The sequence below is a fragment of the Acetobacterium sp. genome (assembly GCF_030652775.1).
Taxonomy (GTDB): Bacteria; Bacillota; Clostridia; order Eubacteriales; family Eubacteriaceae; genus Acetobacterium.
The window spans coordinates 1-25,712 of record NZ_JAUSPS010000021.1; the positions used below are offsets into that span (position 1 = coordinate 1).

General features: G+C 40.8%; 23 protein-coding genes and 1 tRNA gene. All 24 read left to right on the top strand.

All coding sequences use genetic code 11. The annotated features are described in order from the left end of the window. Positions 1 to 457, top strand: a 457-nt coding sequence (tsf, locus tag Q7J41_RS03780; RefSeq protein ID WP_304885390.1) for a translation elongation factor Ts, incomplete at its 5' end; no start/stop codon positions are given. A gap of 83 nt (positions 458 to 540) precedes the next feature. After that, complete coding sequence (pyrH, locus tag Q7J41_RS03785) at positions 541 to 1,269, top strand: UMP kinase (RefSeq protein WP_304885392.1); 729 nt, start codon at positions 541 to 543, stop codon at positions 1,267 to 1,269. A 3-nt stretch (positions 1,270 to 1,272) separates the two neighbouring features. After that, positions 1,273 to 1,830: a ribosome recycling factor gene (gene frr / locus Q7J41_RS03790; RefSeq protein WP_304885393.1), complete on the top strand. Its 558-nt coding sequence runs from the start codon at positions 1,273 to 1,275 to the stop codon at positions 1,828 to 1,830. A gap of 173 nt (positions 1,831 to 2,003) precedes the next feature. Beyond that, positions 2,004 to 2,495, top strand: a complete 492-nt coding sequence (rimP, locus tag Q7J41_RS03795) for a ribosome maturation factor RimP (protein WP_304885395.1) — start codon at positions 2,004 to 2,006, stop codon at positions 2,493 to 2,495. A 23-nt stretch (positions 2,496 to 2,518) separates the two neighbouring features. Next, positions 2,519 to 3,712, top strand: a complete 1,194-nt coding sequence (gene nusA, locus Q7J41_RS03800) for a transcription termination factor NusA (RefSeq protein ID WP_304885397.1) — start codon at positions 2,519 to 2,521, stop codon at positions 3,710 to 3,712. Between the two features lie 67 nt (positions 3,713 to 3,779). After that, a complete protein-coding gene (gene rnpM, locus Q7J41_RS03805; protein ID WP_304885399.1) occupies positions 3,780 to 4,052 on the top strand; it encodes an RNase P modulator RnpM in 273 nt (90 codons plus the stop codon). A gap of 24 nt (positions 4,053 to 4,076) precedes the next feature. Then, entirely contained in the window at positions 4,077 to 6,284 is a 2,208-nt protein-coding gene (gene infB, locus Q7J41_RS03810) for a translation initiation factor IF-2 (RefSeq protein WP_304885401.1), read from the top strand. A 38-nt stretch (positions 6,285 to 6,322) separates the two neighbouring features. After that, the gene (gene rbfA / locus Q7J41_RS03815) at positions 6,323 to 6,706 is read left to right on the top strand and encodes a 30S ribosome-binding factor RbfA (RefSeq protein ID WP_304885402.1); all 384 of its coding nucleotides are present in this window, start codon (positions 6,323 to 6,325) and stop codon (positions 6,704 to 6,706) included. After that, the gene (locus Q7J41_RS03820; protein WP_304885404.1) at positions 6,690 to 7,649 is read left to right on the top strand and encodes a bifunctional oligoribonuclease/PAP phosphatase NrnA; all 960 of its coding nucleotides are present in this window, start codon (positions 6,690 to 6,692) and stop codon (positions 7,647 to 7,649) included. The genes rbfA and Q7J41_RS03820 overlap by 17 nt, the downstream gene beginning before the upstream one ends. Continuing rightward, positions 7,636 to 8,556 carry a tRNA pseudouridine(55) synthase TruB gene (gene truB, locus Q7J41_RS03825; protein ID WP_304885406.1) on the top strand — a complete coding sequence of 307 codons (921 nt, stop codon included), beginning with the start codon at positions 7,636 to 7,638 and terminating at the stop codon, positions 8,554 to 8,556. The genes Q7J41_RS03820 and truB overlap by 14 nt, the downstream gene beginning before the upstream one ends. Positions 8,557 to 8,564: 8 nt before the next feature. Beyond that, entirely contained in the window at positions 8,565 to 9,473 is a 909-nt protein-coding gene (locus Q7J41_RS03830) for a bifunctional riboflavin kinase/FAD synthetase (RefSeq protein WP_304885408.1), read from the top strand. A gap of 121 nt (positions 9,474 to 9,594) precedes the next feature. After that, on the top strand, positions 9,595 to 9,861 hold the full coding sequence (gene rpsO, locus Q7J41_RS03835) for a 30S ribosomal protein S15 (protein WP_026393168.1): 267 nt from the start codon (positions 9,595 to 9,597) through the stop codon (positions 9,859 to 9,861). Between the two features lie 147 nt (positions 9,862 to 10,008). Continuing rightward, a complete protein-coding gene (locus tag Q7J41_RS03840) occupies positions 10,009 to 12,087 on the top strand; it encodes a polyribonucleotide nucleotidyltransferase (protein ID WP_304885413.1) in 2,079 nt (692 codons plus the stop codon). 2 nt (positions 12,088 to 12,089) lie between these two features. Then, complete coding sequence (gene dut / locus Q7J41_RS03845; protein WP_304885414.1) at positions 12,090 to 12,542, top strand: dUTP diphosphatase; 453 nt, start codon at positions 12,090 to 12,092, stop codon at positions 12,540 to 12,542. Positions 12,543 to 12,718: 176 nt separating this feature from the next. Continuing rightward, positions 12,719 to 15,190, top strand: a complete 2,472-nt coding sequence (locus Q7J41_RS03850) for a DNA translocase FtsK (protein ID WP_304885415.1) — start codon at positions 12,719 to 12,721, stop codon at positions 15,188 to 15,190. Between the two features lie 21 nt (positions 15,191 to 15,211). Further along, the gene (gene rimO, locus Q7J41_RS03855) at positions 15,212 to 16,567 is read left to right on the top strand and encodes a 30S ribosomal protein S12 methylthiotransferase RimO (protein WP_304885418.1); all 1,356 of its coding nucleotides are present in this window, start codon (positions 15,212 to 15,214) and stop codon (positions 16,565 to 16,567) included. Beyond that, positions 16,551 to 17,090: a CDP-diacylglycerol--glycerol-3-phosphate 3-phosphatidyltransferase gene (pgsA, locus tag Q7J41_RS03860; RefSeq protein WP_026393173.1), complete on the top strand. Its 540-nt coding sequence runs from the start codon at positions 16,551 to 16,553 to the stop codon at positions 17,088 to 17,090. The genes rimO and pgsA overlap by 17 nt, the downstream gene beginning before the upstream one ends. Positions 17,091 to 17,154: 64 nt before the next feature. After that, positions 17,155 to 18,396, top strand: a complete 1,242-nt coding sequence (locus Q7J41_RS03865; protein ID WP_304885419.1) for a competence/damage-inducible protein A — start codon at positions 17,155 to 17,157, stop codon at positions 18,394 to 18,396. Positions 18,397 to 18,458: 62 nt separating this feature from the next. Continuing rightward, positions 18,459 to 19,541, top strand: coding sequence for a recombinase RecA (gene recA / locus Q7J41_RS03870; RefSeq protein ID WP_304885420.1), 1,083 nt, complete (start codon positions 18,459 to 18,461; stop codon positions 19,539 to 19,541). Between the two features lie 174 nt (positions 19,542 to 19,715). After that, positions 19,716 to 21,260: a ribonuclease Y gene (rny, locus tag Q7J41_RS03875; protein ID WP_304885422.1), complete on the top strand. Its 1,545-nt coding sequence runs from the start codon at positions 19,716 to 19,718 to the stop codon at positions 21,258 to 21,260. A gap of 110 nt (positions 21,261 to 21,370) precedes the next feature. Further along, entirely contained in the window at positions 21,371 to 22,174 is an 804-nt protein-coding gene (locus Q7J41_RS03880) for a TIGR00282 family metallophosphoesterase (RefSeq protein WP_304885424.1), read from the top strand. Between the two features lie 72 nt (positions 22,175 to 22,246). Continuing rightward, a complete protein-coding gene (purB, locus tag Q7J41_RS03885; protein ID WP_304885426.1) occupies positions 22,247 to 23,680 on the top strand; it encodes an adenylosuccinate lyase in 1,434 nt (477 codons plus the stop codon). Positions 23,681 to 23,772: 92 nt separating this feature from the next. Then, a tRNA-Trp gene (locus tag Q7J41_RS03890) sits at positions 23,773 to 23,848 on the top strand. 302 nt (positions 23,849 to 24,150) lie between these two features. Further along, positions 24,151 to 25,518 carry a citrate/2-methylcitrate synthase gene (locus Q7J41_RS03895; protein ID WP_304885428.1) on the top strand — a complete coding sequence of 456 codons (1,368 nt, stop codon included), beginning with the start codon at positions 24,151 to 24,153 and terminating at the stop codon, positions 25,516 to 25,518. Positions 25,519 to 25,712: the final 194 nt, after the last annotated feature.

A 25,712-nucleotide genomic window follows, 5' to 3' on the forward strand; every position in this document is an offset into this window, starting at 1 on the left:
TCACATGGGTGGAAAAATCGGCGTTCTTGTCGAAATTAACTGCGAAACTGATTTCGTAGCGAAAAACGAAGGCTTCAAAAACTTTGTTAAAGACGTGGCGATGCATATTGCAGCAGCTAATCCTTTATATGTAAACAAAGAAGAAGTGCCAATGGAAGAACTCGAAAAAGAAAAAGAAATTCTTCGTGCGCAAGCTTTAAATGAAGGTAAGCCAGAAAAAATCATTGATAAAATGGTTGAAGGCCGTGTCAGTAAATACTATAAAGAAATTTGTCTGCTGGAACAACCTTTTGTTAAAAATCCAGATCTGACAATTGAAGATCTGGTCAAAGAACAAATCATGACAATCGGTGAAAATGTTAAAATCAGACGATTTGCCCGATTCCAAATGGGTGAAGGTTTAGAGAAAAAAGAAGAAAACTTTGCCGAAGAAGTAGCGAAGCAATTAAACGCATAAACGCTTAAAAAGAACACATTCGTGTTCTTTTTTTACCGTTGATAAGATTGTAAATTGTTACTGGTTACGATATAATATAGAAAATGAAAGGGGGAGTCTTTTTGGAACCGAAATACAAACGTGTCATCATAAAATTAAGCGGTGAAGCTTTAGCCGGCAGTGCCGGTCATGGTATCGATACCCCAACGGTACAATCAATTTGCAGCCAGATTAAAGAAGTTTTTGAGCTGGGTGTAGAAATTGCCATTGTTGTGGGCGGTGGTAATTTTTGGCGGGGACGCAGCGGCGAAGGTATGGATAAATCTACCGCAGACTACATGGGAATGCTCGCCACCTGCATTAATGCTCTTGGTTTACAGGATGTTCTGGAAGAAATGGATGTGCCTGTGCGTGTTCAAACAGCAATCGAAATGAAGCAAATTGCCGAGCCCTATATCCGCAGAAAAGCAATCCGTCATCTCGAAAAAAGAAGAGTTGTCATTTTTGCCTGCGGTACCGGAAACCCCTTTTTCACCACCGATACAACCGCAGCACTACGGGCGGCTGAAATTGATGCTGAAATTATCCTTTTAGCCAAAAGTATTGATGCAGTATACGATTCAGATCCGCTGGTTAACCCAGATGCAATACGCTATTCCGAATTATCATACATTGATGTATTAAATCAAGGCCTGAAGGTAATGGATTCAACGGCAACATCATTATGTATGGATAATCACATTCCTATTCTAGTGTTTGGTTTAAATGAACCGGAAAATATTTTACGTGCGATCATGGGCGAAAAAATCGGAACAATTATTCAGGAGGTATAGAAGATGGTAAATGAGATTAAAGCGACAGCTAATGAAAAAATGGAAAAAGCACTGAGAAACCTAAACGAGAGTTTGGGCAGCTTACGGGCAGGAAGAGCAAATCCGCGCATTCTCGATAAGGTAATGGTTGATTATTACGGCTCGCCGACAAGTCTAAATCAATTGGCAAACATCAGTACTCCTGAAGCAAGAATGATTGTCGTACAGCCTTATGACGCTACGGCCATCCCTGCCATTGAAAAGGGGATTTTGAAATCAGACTTGGGTTTTAATCCATCAAACGATGGGAAAGTCATTCGTTTGTTGATCCCCCAATTAACGGAGGAACGACGAAAAGAACTGGTTAAACTGGTAAAAAAATATGGCGAAGAATGTAAGGTCGCCATGCGGAATATTCGTCGACACGCCATTCAGGAGCTGAAAGACGGCCAAAAAGAAGGACTGATCACCGAAGATGATTTGAAACAAGGTGAAAAAGAAGTTCAGAAGGTTACGGACGAAGAGATTAAAAACATTGAAACGATTCTAAAAGAAAAAGAAGCGGAAATTTTAGAAGTTTAATTGTTTTTTCGGGATATGATTTCTTTAATTGTTCATTCAATTAAATAGTATTTCATTAAGAGTGGGGAGACCCACTCTTAACTATTTTTCGAGAAAGTATCAATCTGATGATTACTGCGAAAAATGATTCCCTCACAATTTAGGAAAATAATAAATAGAAAAAAGGAAAACGTATGAAAAAAGTATCAAAAGAATTCTTATTAGAAGAATTAACTACGCCAGTGGTGGAATCCCTTGGCTATGAATTAACCGATCTGACCTTTGAAAAACAGGGCAAGGATTGGTGCCTAACCCTGTTTATCGATTCGGAAAAGGGGATTTCATTGGACGATTGTGAAATCGTCAGCCGACAGATCAGTGAACTGCTTGACGAAAAGGATCCCATCGAACAGAGTTATTTTCTGGAAGTCTCTTCACCTGGTATGGATCGGCCACTAAAAAAGGAGAAGCATTTTCTTTCAAATCTTGATAAAAAAATAGCTGTTCATCTTTTCGCACCACTGGATGGGAAAAAGGATATTGAAGGGGTATTAAAATCATATACCCTTGAAGAATTAACCCTTGAGCTGGAAACAGGTGAAATGCTGACCCTGGAAAATAGTAAAATCGCAAAAGCAAATCGGTTGGATGAGTTGAATTTCAAACCTCTTCCATCTGCTGAATAAAACGGAAGGCGGAGAAAACGAATATGAATCAGGAGTTTATACGCGCTCTAGATGTAATTCAAGAAGAAAAATCAATCGATAAAGAAGAATTAATTCAAGCAATTGAGGCTGCTATTACCACAGCATACAAAAAAAACTATGGTAATTCTCATAATGTCGAGATTAATATTGACCGTGAAAATGGTGATATTCAAGTCTTTGCATTAAAAGAAATTGTCGAAGTTCCCGAAAATGATCACAGTCAGATTTCACTGGATAAAGCCCGGGAAGTCGACAGCAACTATGCTGTTGGCGATTTCTTCAGAAAAGAAGTCAGACCCAGAGATTTCGGACGAATTGCCGCTCAAAATGCCAAACAGCTGATCATTCAGCGGATTAAAGAAGCTGAACGCAATATCATCTACGATGATTATCTGAAGCGACAAGATGAAGTATTAACCGGTATTATCAAACGGATTGAAAAAGGTGTGGTCTATGTTGAGGTTGGCAAACTTGAGGCAGTGATGTTACCTTCTGAGCAAACAGCCAGTGAGACATACACATTAAATCAACGCTTAAAAGTTTATCTGCTGATGGTTAAGAAAACGACCAAGGGACCCCAGGTTAATGTTTCCCGAACTCATCCAGGGCTCGTAAAACGCTTGTTTGAGTCAGAAGTACCTGAAATTTTCGACGGCATTGTAGACATTGTCTCCATTTCCAGAGAAGCCGGTTCGCGGACAAAGGTGGCTGTTAAAGCCAATGATCCAAGCATTGATCCGGTTGGTGCCTGCGTCGGTCAAAAAGGCGTTCGGGTTCAGAATATTATCAACGAGCTGCAAGGCGAAAAAATCGATGTGATTAAATGGAGTGACAGTATTGAAGAATATTTAGCAAATGCATTAAGCCCTGCGAAAGTTGTCGAAATCATACCAAACAAGGATGATAAAACTGCCATTGCCATTGTCGATGACTACCAATTATCGCTAGCAATTGGAAAAGAAGGTCAAAATGTGCGATTGGCGGCAAAATTAACCGGTTGGAAGATTGATATTAAAAGCAAAAGCGATTATGTTAATCAACATAAAATCACGGCTGACAACGAAAATGGTTTTTCCGACGATATTTTGCTGGAGCTAAAAGAAGAACTGGAATCAGCGGAAGCGTTGGAGATTTTAGATGATTCAATGCCTGAAGATGATTCGCTATTTGAAGACATTTCAGATCTTGAAAATTAAAGGTTTAATCAATAATATAGCTTTTTATGCTATAATACTTTAGATAAAACAATGTCAGGGAGGTACAATGAAAAAAATTCCACAGAGAACCTGTGTTATATGCCATTCGAAATTTGATAAACGAGACTTATTTAGGATTGTATCAGATAATTCTGGCGAAATTTTTTTTGATCCCACTGGAAAAGCAAATGGACGTGGCGCCTATGTATGCAAGTCTGATGCCTGTGTGGATCAATTCCTGAATAAGAATTACCTGGAACGGGCATTTAAAAGAAAAGTAGAAAGTGCTGTTGTCGAAATTGTTCGTCAACAACTATCAGAGAAAAAACAAATGAAATAAGATAATTTTGAAGGGAGGAATAATATGTCAAAATTAAGAGTGTACGATTTAGCTAAAAAATATAATATTCCCAGTAAAGAATTCGTAGCCATTTTAAATAAGTACAATATTCCTGTAAAAAACCATATGAGCGCCCTGACTGATCAACAAATTGCGGAGTTTGAAGAAAAATTCGATAAAGACAAGTATCAAGCAGAGCTGGAAGCAGAAAAGAAAAAGGAACCGGTCAAGGAAAATGTGAAAACCGGTTCTAGTCCTGTTTCCCCGAAAGTGAGTTCCGATACGAAAAAACCAACAAGACCACCACAAAAAAATCAACAAAATACAGGGGGCAATGTGCCGAAAAAAGCAGATGATAAAAAACGACCCGTTTCCAGCAACCAGGGTCAGCAACCAAAGGTTAGAGACCATAGTAAAAAAGAAAAGACCGCTCGAAGTGTTTACAAGCGAATTAAAGATGAAAAAAAGAAATCTGTTCAGTTAAACCAGACATTTGAAATTCCTGAGATTTTAACCGTCGGTGAGTTGGCCGATGTGCTTGAAATAAGTGCTACCGAGGTTATTAAATCCCTGATGCTGGCTGGCACCATGGTAAGTATTAACCAGGAGATTGATTTCGAAACGGCTGCCATCGTTGCAGCTGAGTTGGGCTTTGAAGTCGAAGCGATTAAAATTGAAGATGTTGTTTCAAAAATTTTGGAAGAATATGATGAAGAAGAAAGCGAAAATGAAATCCCTCGTCCTCCGGTTGTCACCGTCATGGGACATGTAGATCATGGTAAAACCTCGCTTCTTGATCGAATTCGTAAAGCAAATGTTATTGCCGGCGAAGCTGGGGGTATTACACAGCATATTGGTGCCTATACCGTTAATATCAAAAACCATGCTATTACTGTTATCGATACCCCGGGACATGAGGCTTTTACTGCCATGCGTTCACGTGGTGCTCAAATCACTGATATCGCAGTCCTGGTTGTGGCCGCAGATGACGGGGTTATGCCTCAAACCGTTGAAGCCATCAATCATGCCAAAGCGGCCGGTGTTCCAATTCTGGTTGCCATCAATAAGATTGACAAACCAGGAGCAGATCCAGAACGGGTTAAACAGGAATTAACAAAATATAACCTTGTTGTTGAAGAATGGGGCGGCGAAACGATTGCTGTTAACGTCTCAGCAAAAACCGGCGAAGGGATCGAGTCGCTGCTGGAAATGATCATTATGATGTCTGAAATGGAAGAATTGACCGCCGATCCAGGCCGTGAAGCCAGAGGAAGTGTCATTGAATCTCAGATAAAACGCGGAAAAGGATCAGTTGCGACCTTACTGGTTCAGCAGGGAACCTTGCACGTTGGGGACTCCATTATCTCAGGAACTACCTATGGTAAGATCCGGACAATGATTGATGATAAGGGCAAGCGGCTAAAAAAAGCAGGTCCATCCACTCCCGTAGAAATTTCTGGTCTTTCTGATATTCCTGCGGCTGGGGACGATTTTATCGTGCTTGAAAATGAAAAAGAAGCCCGTTCATTAGCTGAAAAACGAAAAGAAATGCAAAAAGGCGAGCGTCAACGTCGTTCCAATATTTCCCTTGATGATCTGTTTAGTCAGATTCAGGACGGCAATATTCAGGATGTCAATATTATCATTAAAGCCGACGTTCAGGGATCCATTGAAGCAATCAAACAATCCCTTGAAAAACTGGATAACGAAGCAGTTCGAATTAATATTATCCACGGTGCGGTTGGCGCCATCAATGAAACGGATGTCTTACTGGCATCTACTTCAAACGCCATTGTGATTGGTTTTAATGTCAGACCTGACAAAAACGCTATCAAGCTGGCCGAAACAGAAGAAGTGGATATTCGCCTTTATCGGGTTATCTACGATGCCGTTGAAGATATTAAAAAAGCCATGGAAGGCATGTTGGCACCTGAATTCCGCGAAAAAGTCATGGGAAATGCGGAAATACGGGAAGTATTCAAGATCCCCAGCATCGGTACCATCGCCGGCTGCTATATTACCGACGGAAAAATCAACCGAAATGATGATGTTCGTATTATTCGCGACGGCATCGTAATACTGGAAGGAAAAATTGCGTCTTTACGTCGTTTTAAAGATGATGTTAAAGAAGTAAACACCGGATATGAATGTGGAATTGGGATCGAAAAATACAACGATTTAAAAGTTGGCGATAACATTGAAGCATTTACCATGGAAAAAATCGAAAGATAAGCGAAAGCCTATCTTTCCCATTAAGGAGATAAAATAAAATGGCATCTCATCGTAATGAAAAAATTAATGGCTTAATCCAAAGAGAATTCAGTTTAATCATTATTCATAAAATGAAAGACACCCGTATCAAAGACAGCAATGTCAGTATTACCAGAGTTAAAGCGGCTCCCGACTTGAAGACCGCCACCGTCTATGTCAGTATTTTTGGTGATGATAGTCAGAAGAAGGTTGTGCTGGAATTACTGAATAATGCCAAAAGCTTTTTAAGATCTAGTTTAGGACAGGTAATCACGGTTCATTCAGTACCGGCTCTGATCTTTGAAATAGATAATTCTATTGAATACGGCATGCATATTGAATCGATTTTAAAAAGTTTAAAAGACGATAAAGAACTTAAGGATCAGAATGAAGAAGATTCCTGATGAAATATTAGATTGCTTAAATAACCATCAACGGTTTTTGATTCTGCTTCATCAAAAACCGGATGGTGATGCAATTGGTTCGGCAGTGGCTTTAGGTAAGGGTTTGAAGCAGCTGAACAAAACCGTTGATTATTATATTGATCTACCGCTTGAGGACAAACTGGTTTTCTTTAATGAAATCCAATACTTTAATCAATCATTGCAGGACAGCTACGATGTTATTGTGTTTTTAGACTGCTCCAGCAGTAATTTTGCTTTTTCACCAGCCGAAATGCCAGCGGCCAAAACAAAACTGGTTATCGATCATCATAAAAGCAATGCGCATTATGGTGATCTTAACTTTGTTGAGATTACCGGAGCAACTGCCGAAATCGTCTTTCGCATTTTAAAAGGTCTGAATGTGGAATTTGACGAAGAAATGGCCGATGCTATTTTTACCGGGATCACCACCGATACTGGTAGTTTCCAATATTCCAACGTGACTGTTGACACCCATTTAATCGCCAGTGAATTGTATGCTATCAAGACCAATTACGCCCATCTTTCCAAAAGACTTCATACCCAGAAGAACATTGATCAAATGAAAATGACCGGAGCAGCCATCCATTCATTAGAAGTTTTGGACAGCATGCCGATCGCGATGATGATATTAGCTCATGACACCATTTTTAAATTTGGTGGCACCATCAACATCACTGACGATGTTGCCAATTTAGGTCAAAACACCATTGGGGTCTCGATAACAGCACTTCTAAAAGAAATCGATCCCGGCGAATATCGGGTCTCTTTACGGGCAAAATTCCCCTATGATATTCACGAAATTGCTTTAAAATATGGCGGTGGAGGTCATGAACGGGCGGCAGGGTTTAACTTCAGTGGTGACATTAATGAACTGAAGCGTGATCTGATGGACGTTTATGAGAATCAAAATGGAGAAAGTTAACAGTTTCAATGGCTATCTCAATGTTTTCAAAGAGAAAGGCATGACATCTCATGATGTGGTGTTTAAGGCTCGGAAAATCCTGAAAACAAAAAAAATTGGTCATACCGGAACATTGGATCCAGATGCCCAGGGCGTTCTTGTTTTATGTGTTGGCCAGGCGACAAAAATGGTTGAATATATCACTGACCACGAAAAAGTCTATGAAGCGGAAGTCATCCTCGGGCGGGAAACGGATACCTGCGATTTATCAGGGACAGTTATTAGTGAAAGCGATCAGCGCATCGGCCGTGACGCTTTTGAAAGTATCCTGACCCAGTTTATCGGCGATATCCGTCAGAAACCACCGATCTATTCAGCGATTCGGGTGAATGGAAAAAAACTGTATCACTACGCCAGAAATGGCGAATCAGTGGAAATACCAGAACGGGACATTCATGTTGCCGGTATCAGTCTGTTGGAATTCTGCGAAGATAGCCAAAAAGCGAGAATCATGGTAACCTGTTCTAAAGGAACGTATATTCGTTCGCTGTGCCGCGATATTGGGAGTGCTCTGGGGTCTTTGGGATGTATGGGAAACCTGATCCGTCATCGAGTTGGCACCTTCAGCATCATTGATGCTTTAACCCTGGCTGAGATAGCAGAAAAAGTCAGCCATGACCAGATTGAATCGCTTTTCTACCCGTTGGCGTATTCTCTTGACCGTTATCAATGCGTCCGGGCAACTGAGCAAGGTCGTAAGTTCTTACTTAATGGAAATAAGCTTTTTCAATGGAATATCCATGAATCCCTGGATGATTTTTACCTCGGGGAAACCCTGCGCTTATACGATGGTGATCAACTTATTGGGATGGGCAGATATTATCAGAACGACGAAGGAAACTATATTAAACCGACAAAACTACTGTGAGGTGAACAATGACAACAAATACTTATCACGGAGAAGAAATTGTTTTAGCCCTCGGCTTTTTTGACGGTGTTCATCTCGGACACCGGGCATTGCTTGAAGAAACGAAAAGAATAGGTCAGCAATTAAACTGTAAAACTGGGGTTATGACCTTTAAAGAGCACCCCCTGGAATTAATTTTTCCTAATTACACCCCCTGGCTGATTACCTCTAATGCTGAAAAAGAATCGATGATTCGCAATTATGGCGTTGATTTTGTGTTTTTGAATCCGTTCACGGAGAAGTTGATGAAGTTAACCCCGGAGAAATTCATCGCCGACTATCTGCTAAAAAAATATAATGTCAAAGTCGTTGTTGTCGGTTTTAATTATAATTTCGGTTATAAGGGCGCCGGAACAACCGATACATTAAAAGAGCTGGGAAAAAAATATGGATTTGAAGTTGAAATTCTGCCGCCATTTATTATCAATACCCACTCTGTCAGCTCAACCTTTATTCGCGAGCTGATTAGCTGTGGTCAGGTTGATGAGGTCAAAACATTTCTGGGTCGAAATTATGCATTAAGCGGCATTGTTGTTCAAGGGAAAGGACTGGGACATCAGTTTGGCATTCCAACGGCAAATATTAAATTAGCTAAGAAATTAATTTTACCGAACACCGGCGTTTATTATACACACGTACATTATCGGGAAAAATGTTTTAATGGCCTGACAAATTTGGGCTTTAACCCAACTTTTGAAAAACATCCTTTCAGCATTGAAACCTATATCTACGATTTTGATGAGGATATTTACAATCGAGAAATCACCATTGAGTTCATTAAAAAAATCAGAGATGAGATAAAATTCGAGTCCATTGACGATTTAATCGATCAAATTAAAATGGATATTGTTTGTATCAGAAGAGATTTTATTGAATAATATATTTACAATAGAAAATGTTTATGATATACTCACTAAGTTAATACCATTCACTTAGTTTTTTGAAACTCCAACAAAATACTCGGTCTATGGCTAAATTAAAAAAACGAGGAGATTTTAAATGATCAGTAAAGAATTAAAAGCACAGGTTGTCGAAGATTACAAAACACACGAAGGTGACACTGGTTCACCAGAAGTACAAATTGCATTGTTAACTGCACGGATCAATGATCTTAATGGACATCTTCAAATCCATAAAAAAGATCATCATTCACGACGCGGTCTGCTGAAGCTGGTAGGACAGCGACGACGATTATTAACTTATCTGAAAAACAAAGATATCAACCGATATCGTGAACTAATCCAAAGATTAGGCTTAAGAAAATAATTTGGGGCGGAGTATTCCGCCCTTTTTTTTTACCTGAAGGTCTTCAATCCCAATGTGGGTAACTGTACCCTGATAGATTGTGGCCTTACACCAGATAGTGTCCAAAAGCACCACTTCTGGCGAATAATAATAGAAAGCGAGAAAAGAATGAATATTTTTGAAACCCAAATTGCCGGACGACCGCTCCGCGTGGAGATTGGTGAGGTTGCACTCCTTGCAAAAGGCGCTGCCATGATTAGATATGGAAAAACAGAAGTTTTAGCGGTTGTCTCTGCAGCTAAAAAGCCCCGGGAAGGCATGGATTTTTTCCCATTAAGCTGTGACTATGAAGAAAAACAATATTCCGTCGGGAAATTTCCCGGTGGCTTTATAAAACGTGAAGGTCGGCCAACAGAAAGAGCCATTTTAAATTGCCGACTGATGGATCGCCCTATCAGACCACTATTCCCCAAAGGCTTTAGAAATGAGGTTCAGGTTATCGCTACCGTTATGTCGGTTGATCAGGACAATGCCCCAGAAATAGCGGCTATGATTGGTGCCTCGATTGTTTTATCGATTTCTGATTTACCGTTCAATGGGCCCATTGGCTCGGTTGCAATCGGTTTGATTGACGGAGAGTACATTGTCAACCCAAATGAAGAACAACGAGCTATTAGTGATCTTAACTTAATTGTATCGGGAACCAAAGATGCGATTATGATGGTTGAGTCATCTTCCAATGAGATTTCTGAAACAGCGATGCTGGAAGCCATTTTATTAGCACATGAAGAAATTAAAAAACTCGTTGCCTTCCAGGAAGAAATTATTGCCGCCGTTGGTAAGGCTAAAGCTGATTACCCAATTTTTGCACCATCAGAAGAAATCAAAGCTGAGATCATTGCGTTCCTGGGTGACCAATTAAGTGATGCTGTTAAAACGCCGGACAAAATGGAACGACTTGACAATATTGAAAAAATAAAAGAGCTGGTTAAAGATCATTTCTTAGAAATTTATCCGAATCAAAAAATAGAAATTGACGATGTGATCAGTTCGCTTGTTAAAAAAGAAATTCGTCGCATGATTCTTGAAGACCGTATTCGTCCCGACAATCGAAAAATGGATGAAATTCGTCAGATTACAGCCAAAATCGACTTTTTGGAAAGACCCCATGGTTCAGGATTATTCACCCGTGGTGAAACGCAGGTATTGTCGGTTGTAACCTTGGGTGTTCTTGGTGATGTGCAAAAACTAGACGGATTGTCTAATGAAGATTCTAAACGATATATTCACCATTATAACTTCCCATCATACAGTGTCGGGGAAGCCCGACCATCACGTGGCCCAGGCCGTCGTGAAATCGGACATGGAGCCCTGGCTGAACGAGCGCTGATTCCAGTGCTGCCATCGGAAGATGAATTCCCGTATGCAATTCGGGTCGTTTCTGAAGTATTAAGTTCTAATGGTTCAACCTCCCAAGCCAGCGTTTGCGGTAGTTCGCTTTCGTTAATGGCTGCTGGAGTGCCATTAAAGGCACCAGTTGCTGGGATTGCCATGGGTCTGATCAAAGAAGAAGACAAACTGGCGATTTTGTCCGATATTCAAGGTATGGAAGATTTCCTTGGTGACATGGACTTCAAGGTGGCCGGAACAGCTGACGGCATCACTGCCATCCAGATGGATATTAAAATCGATGGCATCAACAAACAGATCCTTACCGAAGCACTGGAACAGGCCCGCATTGGCCGACTGCATATTCTTGGCATCATGAATGAAGAAATTGCTGAGTCCCGCAAAGACTTATCACCATATGCCCCACGAATCATTATTTTCCAGATCAAACCTGATAAAATCCGCGACGTCATCGGTTCTGGCGGTAAGGTCATTAACAAAATTATTGATGACACCGGGGTTAAAATTGATATCGAAGATGATGGCCGAATTTTCATTGCGTCTGTGGATACCGAATCTGGTAATCGAGCCAAGGAAATTATCGAAAATATTGTCCGAGAAGTTGAAGTTGGCGAAGTGTTAACCGGTAAGGTTGTCCGGATCATGAATTTTGGCGCCTTTGTTTCCCTGCCAGGGGGTAAGGATGGTTTAGTCCACATTTCTAAATTAGCCAATGAACGGGTCAACGCCGTTGAAGACGTGGTTAAAATCGGCGATGAAGTGACTGTTAAGGTTATGGAAATCGACGCTCAGGGCCGAATCAATCTTTCCCGAAAAGCAATGCTGCCAAAGGAATAATAATGATCAAGAATTATTCACTTAAAATACTTAACCAGTCGCAGTTTCCATTGCCAGAATATCAAACTATTGGTTCTTCTGGCGTGGATTTACGAGCAAATCTTGAGGCGAAAATGATCATCATGCCCCATAAGGTTTACCAGATCCCAACCGGCATTTTTTTAGAAATGCCCATTGGCATTGAAGCCCAAATTCGTGCTCGAAGCGGATTGGCGCTAAAACATGGTTTGTCGCTGGTCAACGGTGTCGGTACCATTGATGCCGATTATCGTGGCGAAATTAAGATAATTCTGATAAACTTACTCGATAAACCTTATCAGCTAGAACCAGGCGAGCGGATTGCCCAAATGGTTTTTTCTGAGTATGTCAAGGCTGATTTTATCGAAGTTTTCAGCACTGAGGCATTGGCAGCCAGCGAACGTGGCGACGGTGGCTTTGGCCATTCCGGGAAATAAAGTGCTGCGGATCGTAAAAATAAGCTAAAGTCATGGACCTTCATTGATTGCTGCACCGCTTTCTAATTTTATCTTTATAACACAATCTCAAGGTGCAGGTTTACCTGCACCTTTTATCATATCTTTTATTACGATCATTTAATATAAATTCGTCTAATATAATTTCAAGGAGCATAATGGCAACAAATAAAAACACCGCAAAAAAACCAAATCAGAACAAATCAAATAAAAGTAGGGCTAAAAAGAAACCAGCCGCTAAAACAACGAAGCGTTTTTCGGTCAGTAATTTGGCAGTCGGGATCTTCTTAATTGTCCTGGGCGTTTTTTCTATTTATGCCTATATCGACTTTAATGCCGGGATGGTGGGAAATTTTGTCAGTCAGGCCTTTAGCTATTGTTTCGGTGCGCTCACTATTTTTATGTCGCTTTTCATATTTGCCCTTGGGGTGGTACTATGCCTGAATAAAATTGATGATTGGGCCACAACATTTGTGCTAGTCTTTTTATTGTTTGTGAACATGATGATCGGTTTTACTGTTAATGCCCCAAATCTGATGGACTATAGCATCCCTGAGCTGTTCAGTTTAGCCCAATATGGTCAATATGGTGGCATTATCGGTATTCTGCTGGCAGTGCTGTTTATTAAGCTGTTTGCTGTGAAAGGCACGCTGCTACTGGTTATTATAAGTTCGGCAATTATCTTAATTTTTATTTTCAGAAACAGACTAAAAAAATATTTAAACCAAATCAAGGATAGAAGTGAAAATTCTCCGCCACTCAAAGATCGCCTCAAAGATCGAATCGATGCGATTCGAGACAAACAGCGGATCAAAAAAGAAGTTAAAGCCACCAAAGAACGCACCTCTGAAACCACACTGATCCCAATGGTCGGCGATTTTGATGACAATACGCCATTGTTCGAACCCTATCAGATCAATGAGTCTAATCAGCACCATCAGGGATCTGACAAACCACTGTTTGAACCAGTAACTGGGGTCATCCCGCCGGCAAAAAAGAAAGCAAAACAAGATCCTTTTGGTTTTATTGAAGAAGATGTGAATGAACAAGAGACTCCCATGAAAATTCATGAAAACTTCTTAAAACCGCCTAATTTTGACGATTTTGGATCCCCCAAAAAAGATTCTAGTAAAGATTCGAAAAAAGCAAAAATAAATGATGCTGAAACAAAGGTTTTAGACTTAGCAGCAGTCAATTTCGAAACAGATGCTGAGGAATATACCTTTCCTTCCTTAGATCTTTTAAACCCGCCGGCAGTTAAGAAGAAATCAAAAAAAGATGATGTAATCAAAAAAGCTAAAATCATTGAAGAGACCTTGAAGAATTTTGGGGTAAAAGCTAAAATCGTCGAGGTCAATGTTGGCCCCAGTATTACCCGTTTTGAATTACAGCTTGATCCAGGGGTCAAGGTCAATAAATTCGTTAATCTATCCAGTGATTTAGCGCTTAGTCTGGCCACCTCAGATATTCGCATTGAGGCGCCGATTCCCGGGAAAGCGGCGGTCGGTATTGAAGTTCCTAACGATATTTCTGAAATTGTAGGCCTACGGGAAATCATCGAAACCCCACAATTTATTAACAGCAAGAGTCCGTTGACCTTCGCCCTGGGTAAAACCCTTTCGGGCGAAAATGTCATTGGTGACATCGGCAAAATGCCCCACGTGCTGATTGCCGGATCAACAGGATCCGGTAAAAGCGTCTGTATCAATAGCATCATTGTCAGTCTGATCTTTAAATCATCTCCGGAAGAACTGCGTTTTATTATGATCGATCCCAAAATGGTAGAATTGAACCAATACAACGCCATTCCGCATCTGCTGATTCCGGTGGTGACGGATCCTAAAAAAGCATCATACGCCCTCAACTGGGGATTAAAAGAAATGACCGATCGTTATATGCTCTTCAAAGAAGCTGGGGTTCGGGATATTGAAGGATATAACGAACACATGACCAAATCAGGAGAAAAGAAATTACCGCGGATTGTGATCGTCATCGATGAGTTGGCCGATCTAATGATTACCTCGCCAAAAGAATGCGAAAATGCCATTTGCCGGATCGCCCAATTGGCAAGAGCCTGCGGTATTCACCTGATCATCGCAACGCAACGGCCATCAGTAGATGTCATCACCGGTTTGATCAAAGCCAATATCCCCTCGCGGATTGCCTTTTCGGTGGCCTCTAACACCGATTCCCGGACAATTCTTGATACTGGCGGAGCTGAAAAACTGCTAGGCAAGGGTGATATGCTGTATTATCCAGTTGGACAATCGAAACCGACCCGGGTACAATGTACCTATGTATCCGATTCTGAGATCAATGCAGTTATTGATGCTGTTAAGATTAAAAAGGGGATGCAGTATGATGCCGCCATCGAAGAAGCCATTTCCCAGGAACCTGAAGAAAAAACGCAAAGTCGGGAAGGCGACGTCCTGCTCGAAGATGCTCTCAATATCGCCTTTGAATACAACCAACTGTCGACCTCGATGCTCCAGCGAAAATTACAGGTTGGTTATGCCCGGGCGGGTCGAATTATTGATGATCTTGAGGAACGGGGAATTATTTCCGGTCCGAATGGCAGCAAGCCCCGGCAAATATTGATTACAGAAGATGAATTTAAAAAGAGAGAGTAGGTAAATATGAAGACTGTTCACATGACAACATTGGGATGTGATAAAAATACCATTGACTCAGAAATGATGCTGGGTTTAATTGCAGAAAAAAATTACGATATTATCGACGATCCCAAAGCGGCAGACATTATTATTGTCAACACCTGTTGTTTTATCCAATCGGCAAAAGAACAATCCATTGATTTCATTCTGGAATACGTCGACTATAAAAATTCGGGATTATGTCAACTGCTGATTGTTGCCGGATGCATGGCTGAGCGATACCATCAAGAACTTGCTGCTGAAATTCCCGAAGTCGACGGATTTTTAGGGGTTGGTCATTTCGACAATATTCTGGAATTAATCACTTATCTGGAAACCACTGATCATAATGATCAGCAGATCAATGAAAAATACCGAAATGAAAACCAGTTTTTCGGCGATATTGATAAAGAAATCATTGAAGCCCGGCGATATATCCGGGAAGGCACGGTGTCGACCTTTGTCCGCATCAGTGAGGGCTGCGATCACGGCTGTACCTATTGCGTAATACCCAAAATCAGGGGTAAATACCGCAGCCGCCGCAGCCGGGAGATTTTTAATGAACTCCAAAACCTCCAAGAACGAGGAATCACAGAAATTATTCTGATTGGACAGGACATTGCTCCCTATGGTAAAGATCTTGATGAAGATTTTGATCTGCCAAAGCTGCTGGAAAAAATTGCCACGGAGTTTGATTTCACCTGGATTCGGATGATGTATCTCTACCCGGAAGGCATCACCGACAAATTGCTGACGACGGTCAAACAACATCCGGCGATCTGCCAATACTTCGACATTCCACTGCAGCATCTTAATGATACGGTTTTAAAACGGATGGGCCGAAAGATGAACTTTGCGCAAATCAGCGCTCTGATTCACAAGATCCGCACGACGCTGCCGGAGGCTGTGCTGCGAACCTCAATCATCACTGGCTTTCCGGGAGAGACAGCGGATCAGCATGATGACCTGATTAAAAAAATTAAACTGTTGCCTTTTGATCATTTAGGGGTATTTAAATATTCACAGGAAGAAAATACCCCGGCTGCTGAATTCGAAAATCAAATTTCAGAAGATGAAAAAGAAAAACGCTATAATGAAATTATGATCACTCAACAAGCTATTTCGCACGCTAATAAACAACGTTTTATCGGTAAAACCCTGCCAGTGCTCATCGAAGGGATGGAAGAAGATACATACTTGGGGCGTTTTTATGGTGACGCCCCGGAAATTGATGGAACTGTTTTTGTCGACAGCAACGATACCCCCTTAACAATCGGAAATTTTTATTCCGTTAAGATAGTCAATGCCTTAGAATATGATTTGATAGGAGATATTGAAAATGAATTTACCAAATAAGATTACCGTTGTCAGAATGGTCATGATTCCGTTCTTCATCGCAGCCTTGCTGATTGATTTTCCCTACCATCAGCCCCTTGCTGCGGCCTTGTTTATTATCGCCTCCTTAACCGATAGTCTCGATGGTTATCTGGCCCGAAGCCGAAACCTGGTTACTGATTTTGGAAAATTCATGGATCCCCTGGCGGATAAATTACTAGTTTGCTCAGCGCTGATCTGTTTTGTCCAATTGGGCTCGGTGCCGGCCTGGATGGTTATTATTATCATTGCCCGAGAATTTGCCATTACCGGCTTGCGTTCATTGGCAGCAGCCGATGGTATTATCATTGCCGCCAGCAAATGGGGGAAAGCAAAAACGATTTCCCAAATGATCGCCATCATCCTGATTCTTTTTGGAAATTGGCCATTCTCACTGATCAATATTCCGGCGGCTACGATTATGATGTATGTTGCTACCATTCTTACCTTATATTCCGGAATTGATTATATTATCCTGAATAAAAAAGTATTTCGTTCTATGTAATTGACAAACTCGCATTAATCCACTTAATATTAAAACCGATTAAGACTTTGAAAGGAAACAAATAATGAAATGTGAATTGATTTCTGTCGGCACTGAGCTGTTAGTGGGTGATACCCTCAACACCAATGTCCAATTTTTATCCCGGGAGTTGTCTCTCTTAGGCATTCCAGTGTATTTTCACACTACGGTTGGCGATAACCCGAAACGTTTGGAAGAAGCGGTCAGAATTGCCTTTAACCGCAGTGATCTGATTATCACGACTGGGGGGCTGGGACCTACACAGGATGATTTAACCAAAGAAGTCATTGCCGATATTTTCAAAAGAAAGCTAATCCAAGATGAAAAGACCAAGGAAGATTTGCTGCAATACTTTACCAACCGGGAATTTACGATGACCCCCAATAATCTTAAGCAGACTTTTATCCCGGAAACCGCTGAGATTTTATTTAATCCCTGCGGCACTGCCCCAGGGATCCTCTTAAAAGAACAGGGTCGGATAATTATCATGCTCCCAGGACCGCCACGAGAAATGACCCGGGTTTTTGAAGAAGCGGTCTTGCCGATTTTAAAACAGGACAATAAACAACTGGTAATCTCGCGTTATTATAATTTATCGGACATCGGCGAGTCGGCGGCCGAAGATCGCCTGCTGGATCTTATCGATACCCAGATCAATCCAACTATTGCCACCTATGCTAAGATGGGCGAAGTGCTGATCCGAATTACTGCCAATGGTAATGATGAAAATGAAATGAACGCCTTGCTTGATCACTACGAAGAGATTATGCTTTCTCGTTTTGAAGACAATATCTTTTCATTTTCAAAGGAATCCCTCCAGGTAACCGTATGTAAATTATTAGTGGAAAGAAATATCACCCTGGCTACCGCCGAATCCTGCACCGGCGGCTTGATTGCCTCCCAACTGACCGAATACCCGGGTATTTCTAAAGTTTTTGGAACCGGCCTGGTGAGCTATTCAAATGAAGCAAAAATTAACCTGTTGGGGGTAAAAAAAGAAACCCTGGAAATTTATGGAGCAGTCAGTACCGAAACAGCCGCAGAAATGTGTGAAAACCTGCAAAAGATTTCGCAATCGATGCTCAGTATTTCAGTTACCGGCATTGCCGGCCCAGATGGGGGCAGTGAAGAAAAACCGGTCGGGCTTGTCTATATTGGCGTATGCTTTGACGGAAAAACCAACGTTTATCACTATCACTTTAATGGCGATCGAAAAGTTGTTCAACAAAAAACTGCCAATAAAGTCTTTCATCTGATCCGGAAAACCATAGTTGACAAATCCAAATAAAATAGATATAATAAAAAAAAGAACGAGAACGAATGTTCTAATAAAGAATAGGGTGGTTACAAATGGCTGAAAAAACGAAAATAAATAATGTAGAATTTACAGATAAACAAAAAGCTTTGGACGCAGCTCTGAAAAACATTGAAAGAAGTTTTGGCAAGGGTGCTGTGATGCGTCTTGGCGATGATGCGGCCAAATTGAATGTGGAAGTCATTTCTACCTCATCCATCGGTTTGGATATGGCGCTGGGTGTCGGCGGCGTTCCCCGGGGACGAGTTGTGGAAATCTATGGTCCTGAATCTTCCGGTAAAACGACGATCGCCCTGCATATTATTGCCGAAGCTCAAAAAGCTGGGGGAAATGCAGCTTTTGTCGATGCTGAACATGCTTTGGATCCCACCTATGCAAAAGCATTAGGGGTCGACATTGACAATCTACTGGTTGCTCAGCCTGATACCGGTGAACAGGCAATGGAAATCGTTGAAGCCCTGGTAAGAAGTAACGCTATTGATGTTGTGGTCATTGACTCCGTTGCAGCTTTGGTTCCCAGAGCCGAAATTGATGGTGAGATGGGTGATTCTCATATGGGGCTTCAGGCTCGCTTGATGTCTCAGGCCTTAAGAAAACTAACCGGTGTAATTAAAAAATCAAACACCACAACGATCTTTATTAATCAGTTGCGTGAAAAAATCGGGGTCATGTTTGGCAATCCGGAAACAACAACGGGTGGAAAAGCACTTAAATTCTACGCATCGGTGCGAATCGATGTGCGTCGGATTGAATCCCTTAAAAAAGGCACTGAGATTGTCGGTAACCGCACCCGCGCCAAAATTGTCAAGAACAAAATTGCGCCGCCGTTTAAACAGGCTGAGTATGACATCATGTATGGCAAAGGCATCTCAAAAGAAGGTGATCTGTTGGATGTCGGTGTAGATTTTGGGATTGTTGATAAGTCCGGATCCTGGTTTTCATACAACGAGCAACGCTTGGGACAGGGGAGAGATAATTCTAAAGAGTATCTGATGGCTAATCCGGAAGTTGCCAATGCCATTGAAAAAGAAATACGTGAAAAGAATGCCGCAAGCAAGATTGTTGCTGAACCTGAAGACAACGAAGAAAACTTGATGAATGATGAAGATATTGAATAAAAAGTGAATTAATCAGGAAAACTATTCAAAAAAGAACCTTTTCGAGGTTCTTTTTTTGATTTCTTAAAAATAACCCCTTTGCGTGACCTTTGTTTCTTGACACTATTTTCAAAAGAGTATAAAATATAGATCATGATGAGTAGATTAAGAACATAGCAAATAGTTTATAAGGAGGTGAAAATTATAGACATACTAACAATTATTTTATTCATTGGTATCATCGCAGCTTTTGTGATTGGTTATTTTGTACGCAAGAATATTGCCGAAGGCAAGATCAAGAATGCTGAATTGACCGCTACAACAATTGTCAATGATGCCGTTAAAGAAGGCGAAACTTTAAAAAAGGAAATTCTGTTTGATGCCAAGGAAGAATCCTTGAAATTAAAAGAATCCCTTGAAAGAGATAACCGCGAACGCAGAGCCGAGCTTCAGAAACTTGAAAATCGACTTGTTTCAAAAGAAGAAAATCTTGAGAAGAAACTAACAAATTTAGAGCGCAACGAAGAATCCCTCAACAAAAGAGGGAAAGAAGTTGAAAAGAAAAAAGAAAAAGTGGATAGCTTGTATGATGAGCAGGTTAAGGAACTTGAACGGATATCCGGTCTTACTTATGACGAAGCAAAAGAAATTCTGCTTGAGGACATCAGTAAGGATACGCGACGAGAAGCGGCCATCATGATCCGCCAAATCGAGGTTGAATCAAAAGCCGTTGCTGATAAAAAAGCAAAAGAACTGATCGCCCAGTCCATTCAACGGTGTGCCGCAGATCATGTGGCTGAACAAACCATTACCGTGGTCAACTTACCTAATGACGAGATGAAGGGCCGTATTATTGGTCGGGAAGGTAGAAATATCCGAACATTGGAAACATTAACGGGTATTGACCTGATCATTGATGACACCCCAGAAGCAGTTATTCTTTCCGGTTTTGATCCCATTCGCCGGGAAGTTGCCAGACTATCCTTAGAAAAACTTATCATTGATGGTCGCATCCATCCGGCCAGAATTGAAGAGATGGTTAAAAAATCACAAAAAGAAGTCGAAAACCATATCAAAGAAGTTGGGGAACAAGCTTGTTTTGATACTGGAATTCATGGCCTGCATCCTGAGATTGTGAGGCTGCTGGGACGGCTTAAATACAGAACCAGTTATGGTCAAAATGTATTAAAGCATTCCATTGAAGTATCCCATCTGGCTGGCATTATGGCAGCGGAATTGGATGGTAACATTAAGGTTGCTAAACGAGCAGGGTTATTACATGATATTGGAAAAGCTATTGATCATGAGGTCGAAGGACCCCATGTTGAAATCGGAGTCAATGTACTAAAGAAATACAAAGAAAACAAAAACGTTATTCACGCTGTTGAAGCTCATCATGGTGATGTTGAAGCGCGAACAATGGAAGCAGTTCTTGTTCAATCAGCAGATGCCATTTCAGCAGCACGACCAGGTGCAAGAAGAGAAACACTGGTTTCCTATATCCAACGATTACAGGAACTTGAAACCATTGCCATGTCGTTTGAAGGCGTTGAGAAATCATATGCGATTCAAGCTGGACGTGAAGTAAGAATTATGGTTAAACCAAATGAAGTTGATGATGATGAAATGATTTTATTGTCACGTGATATTGCCAAGAAGATTGAAGAAGAAATGGAATATCCCGGGAACATTAAGGTTAATCTGATTCGTGAAACAAGAGCAAGCGACTACGCTAAATAGTCTGAAGTTGTCGGTACTGCTTTATCGGTATAGTCGACAGCATTAAGAGTAAGGGGAGATAATCTCCCCTTTTTTTAAGCAGTTTTCTTAATCAGATAGAAGGATAAATTATGAATATATTAATACTCGGTGATGTCTATGGCCGACCCGGACGAAAAATTATAAAAGACCAACTAGCCCATTTAATCGCAGCGCATCAAATTGATTTTACCATTGTCAATGGCGAAAATGCTTCCGGCGGAAATGGCCTCTCAACAAAAAACGCCAAAGAATTACTAAGCTTACCAATTGATGTCATCACCATGGGCAATCATGTCTGGCAGCAAAAGGAATTACTTGAGACAATCACTGACTTTCCGCAAATTATCCGCCCCCTAAATTATCCAGAGCCATGTCCTGGCAAGGGTTATGATTTTTTTACCTGTGAATTAAAAAATGCGGTGACAAAAAAAATCTGTGTCGTTAATTTGTCCGGTCAGATCTTTATGCCCAACCTGCTTTGCCCTTTTAATACGATGGTACCTTTAATGGAAACATTAAAAAAATCTGCTGATCTGGTCATAATTGATTTTCACGCTGAAGCAACCTCTGAAAAAATTGCCTTTGGTTATTTTATGGATGGCTGGGCCACTACGGTGTATGGAACCCATACCCATGTTCAAACCGCCGATGAACGAATTCTGGAAGGCGGAACCGCCTATATTACCGATATCGGCATGACCGGCCCCATCGATGGGGTTATCGGAGTTGATCGCCAGATTATTATGGATACGATGCTGACCAAAAGACCCAATCGGTTTGTGACTGCAACCGGGAATGTTCAAATCAATGGGATCATATTGGCAATCGATGAAATTGAAAATAAGGTGAGTAAAATCACTCGATTATATGAAACCTACAAAACCGATAAGTAAATAGCGAATTCTATTGATTCTGAACTTTATCGAACCAGTGATTTAATGTGAAAGGAATAAACGGAAATTATTATGAAAGCATATTATGAAAACCCTTTAATCGAACGTTATTCGTCAAAGGAGATTCTCCATATTTTCTCAGCTGACAACAAATTTCAAAACTGGAGGAAGTTATGGGTGGCACTGGCAGAAGCCGAACACGAACTGGGTCTTAATATTACCGAAGAACAGATTGCTGAGCTTAAAGCAAACATTACCAACATTGATTATGAACTCGCTGCGAAAAACGAAAAAGAACTGCGGCATGATGTTATGGCTCATGTTCACACCTATGGCGCCCAATGTCCTAAAGCAAAAGGAATTATCCACCTCGGTGCGACCAGTGCCTATGTCGGTGACAATACCGACGTCATTGTTTATACCGAAGGACTTATGCATGTTCGAAAACAACTGATTAATCTGATTAACCATCTTTCGCACTTTGCCACTAAGTATAAAGATCTACCAACATTAGGCTTTACTCATTTTCAGCCAGCTCAATTAACCACTATCGGTAAACGAGCGTGTTTATGGATTCAGGATTTGTTAATGGATTTATCAGATCTTGATCACGTTATCAATAATGTTAAACTGCTTGGAGTGAAAGGAACCACCGGCACGCAGGCAAGTTTTATGGAACTTTTTGATAATGATCATCAAAAAGTTAAGCGCTTGGATGATCTGGTCGCCGAAAAAATGGGTTTCAAAAAATCATTTGCAGTCAGCGGACAAACTTATTCGCGAAAATTTGATTCTCAGGTGCTGAACGTATTAAGCGGTATTGCTCAGACGCTGACAAAATTTGCTACCGATATCCGCCTGCTCCAGAATTTAAAAGAGGTTGAAGAGCCTTTTGAAAAAAATCAGATCGGTTCATCAGCAATGGCTTACAAACGAAATCCAATGCGATCAGAACGGATCTGTTCACTGGCTCGTTATATAATTGTCAATTCCCTGAATCCAGCTTTGACTGCCTCGGCGCAATGGTTTGAGAGAACCCTGGATGATTCAGCCAACAAGCGAATCAGTATCCCTGAAGGCTTTTTAGCTACCGATGCGATCCTGATGATTGCCATGAATATATCTGAAAACCTGGTTGTTTATCCCAAGGTTATCCTTCAGCACATCAATGCTGAACTGCCGTTTATGGTCACCGAAAATATTATTATGGAAGGTGTGAAACGGGGGGGCGACCGTCAGGACCTTCATGAAAAAATCAGAGTCCTCTCCATGGAAGCAGGTCATACCGTTAAAGTCGAAGGAAAGCCCAATGACTTAATTGACAGAATCCTGAAGGATCCGTCGTTTAATCTAAAAGCCGAAGATGTGGATGCCCTTCTGGATCCCATCCTTTACGTCGGCAGAGCGCCCCAACAGGTAGATGATTTTATTGGAGAAGATGTTAATCCTGTCCTGGAGGCTAACCAGGAATTGCTTGATTTATATAAGATAGACTTAAAAGTCTAAGCATTGCATTAATACATAAATAAACAAAAATATTAAAACATAACTATTGACAAGTACCTCACCAGCAATTATAATATAGTAGTTGCTGTTGTAGGGGTATAGCTCAGTTGGTAGAGCAGTGGTCTCCAAAACCACGTGCCTGAGGTTCGAGTCCTCATACCCCTGCCAATTTCATGAAATGTAAACTTCGACTCTTTTGAGTCGAAGTTTTTTTTATAATTGAAAAGTGCCTACATATCTTAACATTAGTTGAGAAGCTAAGAATAAAAAATATAAATCAAATAATGAAAGATATAATACGAAACTTTCATATTTATAAAAATATTCATCATATTTACGGAAAGTAAAGAGAAAAAAGGGATTATTTATAATTGTCTTTCATAAATGCATAAAATAATTATAAATTAACTTTATTTGGCTGCTGTTTTAAGGTATAATTATATAAAAATAAGCGAGAATAGAGGAGATTGATGATGAATCGTATTTTTTCGGAAATTACCCCTGAAATTATAGAGTATAGTGAATTATGTGTAAAAAATAGCTACATTGAACCTGAATTATATAAAAAATATCAAGTTAACCGTGGTTTGCGGGATTTAGACGGAAACGGTGTATTAACCGGGTTGACAGAAATATCTGAAATCCAGGCCTATATATTTGAAGAAGGCAAGAAAATCGGTACTGAAGGAAAGCTTTTTTATCGTGGAGTTGATGTTGAAAAAATGGTTGATGGCTTCGTCAAAGAAAAACGTTTTGGTTTTGAAGAAGTTGTTTATCTACTACTGTTTGGCGATCAGCCAAATCAGGAGGAGCTGGATAGTTTTACTAAGGTTCTCGGTAATTATCGGAGCTTGCCAACCAGCTTTGTCCGCGACATCATCATGAAGGCGCCAAGTTCTGATATGATGAATACCCTAGCCAGAAGTGTGTTAACGCTCTTTTCATATGATGAAAATGCCAGCGATGTATCCATTCCCAATGTTTTAAGACAGTCTCTGGAGCTAATTGCCTTATTTCCGTTATTGGCGGTATATGGCTATCAGACCTATAAACATTATCATGATGATCAGAGTCTTTTTATTCATCAACCCCAACCAGATCTGTCAACGGCCGAGAATATTCTTTATATCCTGAGACCAGACAGCCAATATACGGAGCTTGAAGCACGGATTCTGGATATTGCACTGGTACTACATGCCGAACATGGCGGCGGGAATAACTCGACCTTTACCACCCATGTGGTTTCCTCTTCCGGCACCGATACCTATTCGGTTATTGCAGCTTCTTTGGGTTCGTTAAAAGGCCCAAAACATGGTGGGGCCAATATTAAAGTGGTTGAAATGTTTGATGACATGAAAAAAACTTTAGACGATTGGACCGACGAAAAACAAGTGCGCCAATATCTGGTTGATCTGCTTCATAAACGAGCCTTTGACAATGCCGGTTTGATTTACGGTATGGGTCATGCCATCTATTCAGTATCGGATCCGCGGGCAAATGTATTTAAAGGATTTGTCAGAAGCTTGTCGGAAGAGAAGGGTTTACATGATGAGTTTGAACTCTATTCAATGGTCGAACGACTGGCACCTGAAGTGATCGGTGAAGAAAGAAAGATTTACAAAGGTGTCAGTGCCAATGTTGATTTCTACAGCGGATTTGTTTACAGCATGCTGGGATTACCGCTGGAACTCTTTACCCCGATTTTTGCAATCGCCAGAATTGCCGGTTGGAGCGCCCACCGTCTGGAAGAACTGATCAATGCTGGTAAAATTATTCGTCCTGCCTATATGAATGTCAGCGAGCGACGGGATTACGAACCATTGGACGAACGAAAATAGTTCCTTAAATAAAGCATCTGTTTTTGCAAGTAAAAATATCTCCGTGTTTGTATAGTCTTCCTGATCCGTTCTGTGCTAGAATAGATCAGGAAGCTTTTTTTATCACATATTTTATGTTACGGCGTTCAATGAAAGTCAGTGATTGTCTGCGGATTAATTGTAACAAAATTGTTTCTTTATTATGGGTTTGAATT

Coding starts and splice junctions, on each gene's coding strand:
- pgsA (WP_026393173.1), top strand. CDS start 16,551: ATGAATTTACCAAATAAGATTACCGTTGTCAGAATGGTCATGATTCCG.
- dut (WP_304885414.1), top strand. CDS start 12,090: ATGATCAAGAATTATTCACTTAAAATACTTAACCAGTCGCAGTTTCCA.
- rbfA (WP_304885402.1), top strand. CDS start 6,323: ATGGCATCTCATCGTAATGAAAAAATTAATGGCTTAATCCAAAGAGAA.
- frr (WP_304885393.1), top strand. CDS start 1,273: ATGGTAAATGAGATTAAAGCGACAGCTAATGAAAAAATGGAAAAAGCA.
- Q7J41_RS03865 (WP_304885419.1), top strand. CDS start 17,155: ATGAAATGTGAATTGATTTCTGTCGGCACTGAGCTGTTAGTGGGTGAT.
- rimP (WP_304885395.1), top strand. CDS start 2,004: ATGAAAAAAGTATCAAAAGAATTCTTATTAGAAGAATTAACTACGCCA.
- Q7J41_RS03880 (WP_304885424.1), top strand. CDS start 21,371: ATGAATATATTAATACTCGGTGATGTCTATGGCCGACCCGGACGAAAA.
- recA (WP_304885420.1), top strand. CDS start 18,459: ATGGCTGAAAAAACGAAAATAAATAATGTAGAATTTACAGATAAACAA.
- Q7J41_RS03840 (WP_304885413.1), top strand. CDS start 10,009: ATGAATATTTTTGAAACCCAAATTGCCGGACGACCGCTCCGCGTGGAG.
- Q7J41_RS03895 (WP_304885428.1), top strand. CDS start 24,151: ATGATGAATCGTATTTTTTCGGAAATTACCCCTGAAATTATAGAGTAT.
- truB (WP_304885406.1), top strand. CDS start 7,636: ATGGAGAAAGTTAACAGTTTCAATGGCTATCTCAATGTTTTCAAAGAG.
- rpsO (WP_026393168.1), top strand. CDS start 9,595: ATGATCAGTAAAGAATTAAAAGCACAGGTTGTCGAAGATTACAAAACA.
- nusA (WP_304885397.1), top strand. CDS start 2,519: ATGAATCAGGAGTTTATACGCGCTCTAGATGTAATTCAAGAAGAAAAA.
- Q7J41_RS03820 (WP_304885404.1), top strand. CDS start 6,690: ATGAAGAAGATTCCTGATGAAATATTAGATTGCTTAAATAACCATCAA.
- pyrH (WP_304885392.1), top strand. CDS start 541: ATGAAAGGGGGAGTCTTTTTGGAACCGAAATACAAACGTGTCATCATA.
- infB (WP_304885401.1), top strand. CDS start 4,077: ATGTCAAAATTAAGAGTGTACGATTTAGCTAAAAAATATAATATTCCC.
- rimO (WP_304885418.1), top strand. CDS start 15,212: ATGACAACATTGGGATGTGATAAAAATACCATTGACTCAGAAATGATG.
- rnpM (WP_304885399.1), top strand. CDS start 3,780: ATGAAAAAAATTCCACAGAGAACCTGTGTTATATGCCATTCGAAATTT.
- Q7J41_RS03830 (WP_304885408.1), top strand. CDS start 8,565: ATGACAACAAATACTTATCACGGAGAAGAAATTGTTTTAGCCCTCGGC.
- purB (WP_304885426.1), top strand. CDS start 22,247: ATGAAAGCATATTATGAAAACCCTTTAATCGAACGTTATTCGTCAAAG.
- Q7J41_RS03850 (WP_304885415.1), top strand. CDS start 12,719: ATGGCAACAAATAAAAACACCGCAAAAAAACCAAATCAGAACAAATCA.